This window comes from Nocardioides luteus (assembly GCF_000960475.2).
Lineage (GTDB): Bacteria > Actinomycetota > Actinomycetes > Propionibacteriales > Nocardioidaceae > Nocardioides > Nocardioides luteus_A.
On sequence record NZ_JZDQ02000004.1, the window covers coordinates 183,036 to 189,243 of the forward strand.

The 6,208-nt window shown below is 69.0% G+C and carries 6 protein-coding genes; 3 read left to right on the plus strand and 3 right to left on the minus strand.

Features of this window, described 5'->3' with window-relative positions:
* Positions 1 to 92: 92 nt before the first annotated feature.
* The 3 genes from UG56_RS04160 to UG56_RS04170 are packed head-to-tail and all read right to left on the minus strand — an operon-like array spanning position 93 to position 2,618.
* The gene (locus UG56_RS04160) at positions 93 to 1,148 is read right to left on the minus strand and encodes a ferredoxin--NADP reductase (RefSeq protein ID WP_045550875.1); all 1,056 of its coding nucleotides are present in this window, start codon (positions 1,146 to 1,148) and stop codon (positions 93 to 95) included.
* Positions 1,138 to 1,443, minus strand: a complete 306-nt coding sequence (locus UG56_RS04165; protein ID WP_045550876.1) for a hypothetical protein — start codon at positions 1,441 to 1,443, stop codon at positions 1,138 to 1,140. Before UG56_RS04165 ends, UG56_RS04160 begins: the two co-directional genes overlap by 11 nt.
* A complete protein-coding gene (locus UG56_RS04170) occupies positions 1,443 to 2,618 on the minus strand; it encodes a Rieske 2Fe-2S domain-containing protein (protein WP_045550877.1) in 1,176 nt (391 codons plus the stop codon). The genes UG56_RS04165 and UG56_RS04170 overlap by 1 nt, the downstream gene beginning before the upstream one ends.
* Before the next feature lie 88 nt (positions 2,619 to 2,706).
* On the opposite strand from UG56_RS04170, the gene UG56_RS04175 reads away from it, so the two are divergent.
* From UG56_RS04175 to UG56_RS04185, 3 genes are all read left to right on the plus strand, one after another.
* Positions 2,707 to 3,909: an acyl-CoA dehydrogenase family protein gene (locus UG56_RS04175; protein ID WP_045550878.1), complete on the plus strand. Its 1,203-nt coding sequence runs from the start codon at positions 2,707 to 2,709 to the stop codon at positions 3,907 to 3,909.
* 27 nt (positions 3,910 to 3,936) lie between these two features.
* A complete protein-coding gene (locus UG56_RS04180) occupies positions 3,937 to 5,013 on the plus strand; it encodes an acyl-CoA dehydrogenase family protein (RefSeq protein ID WP_071326865.1) in 1,077 nt (358 codons plus the stop codon).
* Positions 5,014 to 5,261: 248 nt separating this feature from the next.
* Complete coding sequence (locus UG56_RS04185) at positions 5,262 to 5,915, plus strand: hypothetical protein (RefSeq protein WP_045550619.1); 654 nt, start codon at positions 5,262 to 5,264, stop codon at positions 5,913 to 5,915.
* The last annotated feature ends 293 nt before the right edge of the window (positions 5,916 to 6,208 follow it).

A 6,208-nucleotide genomic window follows, 5' to 3' on the forward strand; every position in this document is an offset into this window, starting at 1 on the left:
ACCCGCGGGATGTGGTTCGGGCAGCGCGACACTATCGCGCCAGGCGCGTCGACCTGGCAACCGGTTGGTGATCTGTGTCTCGCGTGAGTCCCTCAGGAGTAGGTGCCGCGGACGGTGTCCGTGGTCGGCAGCGACTGGCAGCCGAGCCGGATCCCGTCGTCGAGGTCCTCCTGCTCGAGCACGTCGTTGCGCACCATCTTGACCTCGCCCTCGAGCAGCCGGAACGCGCAGGCCGAGCACTCGCCCTCGCGGCACGAGTATGGCGCCTTGACCCCTTTCGACTCGAGGAAGTCGAGCATCGGGGTGCCCGGGTCCCAGTCGTCGTACGTCGTCGTGGTGCCGTCGAGCTCGATCTCCAGGCTCACCGGCTGCTGGACAGCGCTCTCGCCCTCGACAACCTCCGCCTCGGCCTCCTCGACCGGAGCGACGTCACCGAACGGGTTGCCACCCAGGGAGGCGAACTTCTCCTGGTGTCGCCGCGCCCGCGGGAAGTCGAGCTCCTTGAGCGCCGCGATCGTCGCCTTCATGAACGGCGCCGGCCCACAGACGAAGGCGTCGTACGTCAGATGGTCGGCCGCGAACGCCTTGAGCTGTTCCCCGGTGGGCAGCCCCTGGACCGACTCGAGCCAATGGACCACCTGGAGCCGGTCCGGGTGCTCGGCGGCGAGCCGCGACCATTCCTCGGCGAAGATCACCGAGCGCTCGTCGCGGTTCGCGTAGAAGACGACGATCCGCCCGGTGCCCTCGCGCAGAGCCGTGCGGGCGATCGAGATGATCGGGGTGACGCCCGATCCGCCGGCGAAGAGCAGGAAGTCGGCGTCGATGTCGGCCGGGGTGAAGATGCCGCTCGGCGGGAGCACGCGGAGCGTGTCGCCGGGTTGCAGGTTGTCGCAGATCCAGTTGGACGCGTAGCCGTCCACGGTGCGCTTGACGGTCACGGTGAGGGGATCGCCCGGCGCGCTGGAGAGCGAGTAGCAGCGCGCGGCCAGGCCGTCGCGGTCGCTCGGCACCGCGACGGTGAGGAACTGCCCCGGCTTCGGCTGAAAGGCGTGCTTCACATCCTCGGGCAGCTCGAAGACGATCGAGTGGGCGTCTGCGGTCTCCTTGACGACGTCGCTGACGGGCAGCAGGAAAGAGTCAGTAGCCATCCTCGGCTCCGATCTGGATCCGGCCGTCGGCGACGGCTGCTTCGATGGACGCCGCCAGACGAGGGCAGCGGGCGTGGACGAGCCGCGCGCCGTCGGCGGCGGCCTTGCGGCGTACGAGATCCGGGCACTGGGCCTGCGCCTCGGCCGTCCACTGGACGGAGGTCTGGTGCTCGCTGTTCTTCTTCACGCCGACGCGGGCGAGGCAGTCGAGGCACTCCACCTCGACCAGCCGGGCCTGGGTGTAGAGCCGCTGGTCCTCGACGGTCTCCGGCGACGTCGGCACGAACGAGGCCATCAACTGACCCCGGCGTCGCTCGACGCGGCAGCCTCGGTCTCGGCCTTCTCCGCCTCGCTCCTGCGGAGGTTCTCGGCGACCTCCTCGTGCCAGAACTCGTTGGCCTTGGTGGTGTCGACCTCGAACTCGAACCGGGCCCGCATCTCGGGCTCGATGTCGGCCACGTCGACGTAGAACTGCTCGTACCAGCGGCGCAGCTGGTAGACCGGGCCGTCCTCCTCGCACAGCAGCGGGTTCTGCACCGGCGCCTTGTTCTCCCAGATCGCCACGTCCTGGAGGAACCCGTCGCCGAACATGTCGGCGTACTTCTTGCCGATGAAGTTGGCAGTCTTGTCGTCGAGACCCTCGGGCTTCTTGACGGTGATCCCGTACTGCAGGAGGAACGAGTCCGGACCGGTCGGGATGTGGCAGTTGATCAGGATCACCTCGGTCACGAAGCCTTTGTAGTCGACCTCGAGCCAGTTGATCATGTACGCCGGGCCGTAGTAGGTCGCCTCGGACTTCAGGAACATGTCGGCGTCGCCGTAGCCGCCGGCGACGTCGGGACGGCCCTTGGACGCCATGTACTGCGTCGCGGTGTGGTCCTCGAAGACGTTGCGGAAGTCGGTCGGGAACGCGAAGTGCACGTAGTAGAAGTGCGCCATGTCGACCACGTTGTCGATCAGCTCGCGGCAGTGGCTGCCCTTGATCGGGACGGTGTTCCAGATCCAGTCGGTGTAGACCTCGCGGTTGCTGATGTCGGGCAGCTCCGGCGGCAGGATGTCGTAGTCGGCCTTCGAGCCCTCGGGGTCGTGCCAGATCAGCAGCGAGTCGTTGCGGATCACGGTCTCGTACGCCTTGGTGCGGGCGCGCAGCGGGACGCGGCGGGCGTAGGGGATCTGCTTGCAGCGGCCGTCGGCGCCCCAGCGCCAGTCGTGGAACGGACAGCCGACCTCGTCGCCCTTCACGGTGCCCTGGGTCAGGTCGCCGCCCATGTGGCGGCAGTAGCCGTCGAGCACGCCCAGCTCGCCCTTGGTGTTCTCCCAGACGACCAGCTTGCCGCCGAACGCCTCGACGGCGTGGGGCTTGCCGTCCTTGAAGTCGCTGGCCAGGCCCAGACAGTGCCAACCGCGCGCGAAGCGCTCCGGCTGGGAGCCGTGGTCGAGCGTGCGGGTCTGGGTGGTGGGGTCGGCCATCGTCGTACCTTCCGCTGGTCTGAGCCTGTTCGCCAGGTCTATTCGCCGGGTCTATCCAAAATGGTAGAACCTGTTCTAGTTTTATCACATGCATGTGGCCTTGACACCCGCCCAGGAGCAACTTCGCTCAGAGCTCAACTCCTATTTCGCCCAGTTGGTCACGCCGGAGCGGCGCGCAGCGCTCGCCCGGGCCTCCGGCGAGTTCGGCGACGAGGCCGACAAGGAGGTCTACCTCTCGACCATCCGGCAGATCGGCGCCGACGGCTGGCTCGGGATCGGCTGGCCGAAGGAGTACGGCGGTCAGGACCGCTCCATGGTGGAGCAGCTGATCTTCACCGACGCCGCCGCCGTGGCGGGGGTGCCGATCCCCTACCTCACGCTCAACACGGTCGGCCCGACGATCATGCGGTTCGGGACCGAGGAGCAGAAGGCGTACTTCCTGCCGAAGATCCTCGCCGGCGAGCTGCACTTCTCGATCGGCTACTCCGAGCCGGGCTCGGGGACCGACCTCGCCTCGCTGCAGACGCGCGCCGTGCTCGACGAGGGCACCGGCGAGTGGGTGATCAACGGCCAGAAGATGTGGACCTCGCTGATCCAGTATGCGGACTGGATCTGGCTCGCCTGCCGGACAGAGCCCGAGGCATCGCGCCACAAGGGACTGTCGATGATCCTGGTGCCGACGTCGTCGGCCGGGTTCTCCTATACGCCGGTCCAGACCGTGGCCGGCGTCGGCACCTCGGCGACCTACTACTCCGACGTGCGCGTGCCGGCGTCGAACCTCGTCTCCTCGCGCGGAGGCGGCTGGGCACTGATGACCAACCAGCTCAACCATGAGCGGGTCGCGCTCACCTCGGCGGCACCGCTGGTGCACTCGCTGGGGCTGGTCAAGGAGTGGGCGCTCTCGACGGTGGTTCCCGGTGGCGGCCGGGTGATCGACTCCGAGTGGGTGCAGGTCGCGCTCGGCCGGGCGCACGCCCGGATCGAGGCGCTCTCGCTCGTCAACTGGAAGCTCGCCTCCGACGCCGACCACGGGGTCGCGCTCTCGCCCGCCGAGGCGTCGGCCACCAAGGTCTACGGCTCCGAGCTGGCGACCGAGGTCTACCGAACGCTCATGGAGATCGTCGGTCCGCACGCGGGCATCACCGCCGACTCCCCCGGCGCCGTGCTCGCCGGCCGCCTGGAGCGGTTCCACCGCTCCTCCCTGGTCATGACCTTCGGCGGCGGCACCAACGAGATCCAGCGAGACATCATCGGCTACGTGGGCCTCGGCCTCCCCGCCGCCAAGCGCTGACCCGACACCTGACGACAGGGACACACCATGGACTTCTCCTTCACCACCGAATCCGACGACGCCGCCGAGCTCGCGGCGAAGATCATCGGCGACGCCACGGCGCCCGAGCGGCTGCGTACGGTCGAGGCGGCCGCCGGCGACCGCGGCCGCTTCGACACCGCCCTCTGGTCCGCCCTCGGCGAGGCCGGGCTCCTCGGGCTCCACCTGCCGGAGGCCCAGGGCGGCGCAGGGCTCGGGCTCATCGAGCTGTGCCGGGTGCTCGTCGAGGCCGGAAGGCGCGTCGCGCCGTTACCGCTCGCCGTGCACGGGCCGTGCGGACTGCTCCTCTCGGAGACCGCCGCCGACGAGCTGACCGGTGTCGCCGACGGGTCGCGGGTGCTCGCGGCCGCGGTCGCCGAGGAGCACTCCCACCTGCCCGACTCCCCCACCGTGGTCTCCGCCGGGGACACGATCACCGGGGTGAAGACGCTGGTCAGGGCAGGGATGATCGCCGAGGCGTTCCTGGTCACCGCAACGGTGCCGGACGGCACCGTCGGGGTCTTCCTGGTCGATGCCTCGGCCTCGGGCGTGGACCGCCAGGCGCAGCACACCAGCGACGGCGACGTCACTGCGCTGGTCTCGTTCGCCTCGGCACCCGCCCGTCAGATCGGCAACGCTTCTGCTGCCAACAGGCTGGGCGAGCTGCTGACCGTCGCTGCTGCCGCTGAGCTGCTGGGCGTCACCGAGGGCGCCCTCGAGCTCACCTCGTCCTACGCCAAGACCCGCGAGCAGTTCGGCCGCGCCATCGGCACCTTCCAGGCCGTCTCGCAGCGCCTGGCCGACGGGTTCATCGACGTACTCGCCCAGCGGCTCACCCTCTGGCAGGCCGTCTGGCGGGTCTCCTCCGGGCTGCCCGCCGCCGACCAGGTCGCCGTCGCGAAGCTCTGGGCCGCCGACGCGGCCCACCGCCTCGCCCACACCACCGTCCACATCCACGGCGGTGTGGGTATCGACCTCGACGGCGAGGCACATCGCTACTTCACCACCGCCAAGCGCTTCGAGTTCGTCTTCGGTGGCGCCACCGAGCAGGCGCTCAAGATCGGGCGTACGTTCGCGGCGTCCTGATCTCGAACCGACCCGAGGGGCTTCGGCGGTCGCCGGAGCCCCTCTTTTCGTGGCGGTTGTCTGTGCGGTATCGCGGCCCATAACCATGGTGTGCGATAGCGCTTTGGCCTATCGGCGATGTCATCGCAACGACCGGATCGTCGGTGATTGCCCACCGGCGAAAATCGCGTGCAGGGCAGGCGGGCGGCTGCCATCATCGCTCGCAACCGAGAGCACCGCTCTCATCGCGCCTGCCGAGGAGCTCCGCAGTGACCGTCCCCCACACCTCCCCCGACCACCGCACCCGCCTGGGTGCGATCGCTCTCGCAACCGCCGGCGTCCTCTTCGCCGTCTACGAGGCCGCAGCCCCGCGCGCCGACCAGACGACGCTCGACGGCGCGGCATCCTGGACCACCGCCGGCTGGAGCATCGCGCACATCAGCGCGATCGTCGGCCTCATCCTGATCCCGCTCGGCTACGGCGCGATCCGCGGCTTCCTCGAGGGCACTCCGCACGAGCGGACCGCATTCCTCGCCGCCACCATGGGCTACGTCGGCTCCGGCCTGACCATCTCCTACTACGGTGCCGAGGTCTACGGGCTGAAGGCCATCGGTCAGCGCGCGGTCGCCGATGGTGACGCCAGCCTGACCGACGTCGGCAACGACTTCCGCCTCGACCCGACCGCGATGGCCGTCTTCGCCATCGGGCTCCTGCTGATCGCGATCGCCGCCGCGCTCGTGGCGGTCGCGGTCTGGCGCTCCGGCTCGCTGCCCCGGTGGAGCGGTGTCCCGCTTGCCGCTCTGCTGGTGACCATGCTGCCCCAGTACTTCTTGCCGCACGGGTTGCGGATCGTGTGGGGCGTGCTCGTTGCTGCGGCGGCTCTGTGGCTCGGGTTGGCTCTGTGGCGGGCTGGGCGGGTCTGAATCAGGGCGCTGCGCTGGCCGCGGATCGGGTGGGGGATCTGGATGTGTGTCCGTTGGTCTCGGGTCTGGGTTCCAGCGCGGGTGGGGCCAATACGTTGTCCGGGTTGGGAGATTTACAGGCCAGGGTGTCTGGGTTGGGTGCCATTTGCCTGACTTGTCGGGGTTCCAGCAGCGGTCTGGGTTTGGTGTGGGATACCTGTCCCTGATTGGGTTGGGTTCATTTTGCATTGTGTGGTAGGCTCGGCGCAGGCGTGAACGTGAAGGCCGACCACCTCGAAAGAGGCGTGCCCCCA

What these genes read in the sequence shown, in the direction of transcription:
- UG56_RS04160 (WP_045550875.1), bottom strand. Translation starts at nt 1,148, where the DNA reads ATGGCTACTGACTCTTTCCTGCTGCCCGTCAGCGACGTCGTCAAGGAG.
- UG56_RS04165 (WP_045550876.1), bottom strand. Translation starts at nt 1,443, where the DNA reads ATGGCCTCGTTCGTGCCGACGTCGCCGGAGACCGTCGAGGACCAGCGG.
- UG56_RS04170 (WP_045550877.1), bottom strand. Translation starts at nt 2,618, where the DNA reads ATGGCCGACCCCACCACCCAGACCCGCACGCTCGACCACGGCTCCCAG.
- UG56_RS04175 (WP_045550878.1), top strand. Translation starts at nt 2,707, where the DNA reads ATGCATGTGGCCTTGACACCCGCCCAGGAGCAACTTCGCTCAGAGCTC.
- UG56_RS04180 (WP_071326865.1), top strand. Translation starts at nt 3,937, where the DNA reads ATGGACTTCTCCTTCACCACCGAATCCGACGACGCCGCCGAGCTCGCG.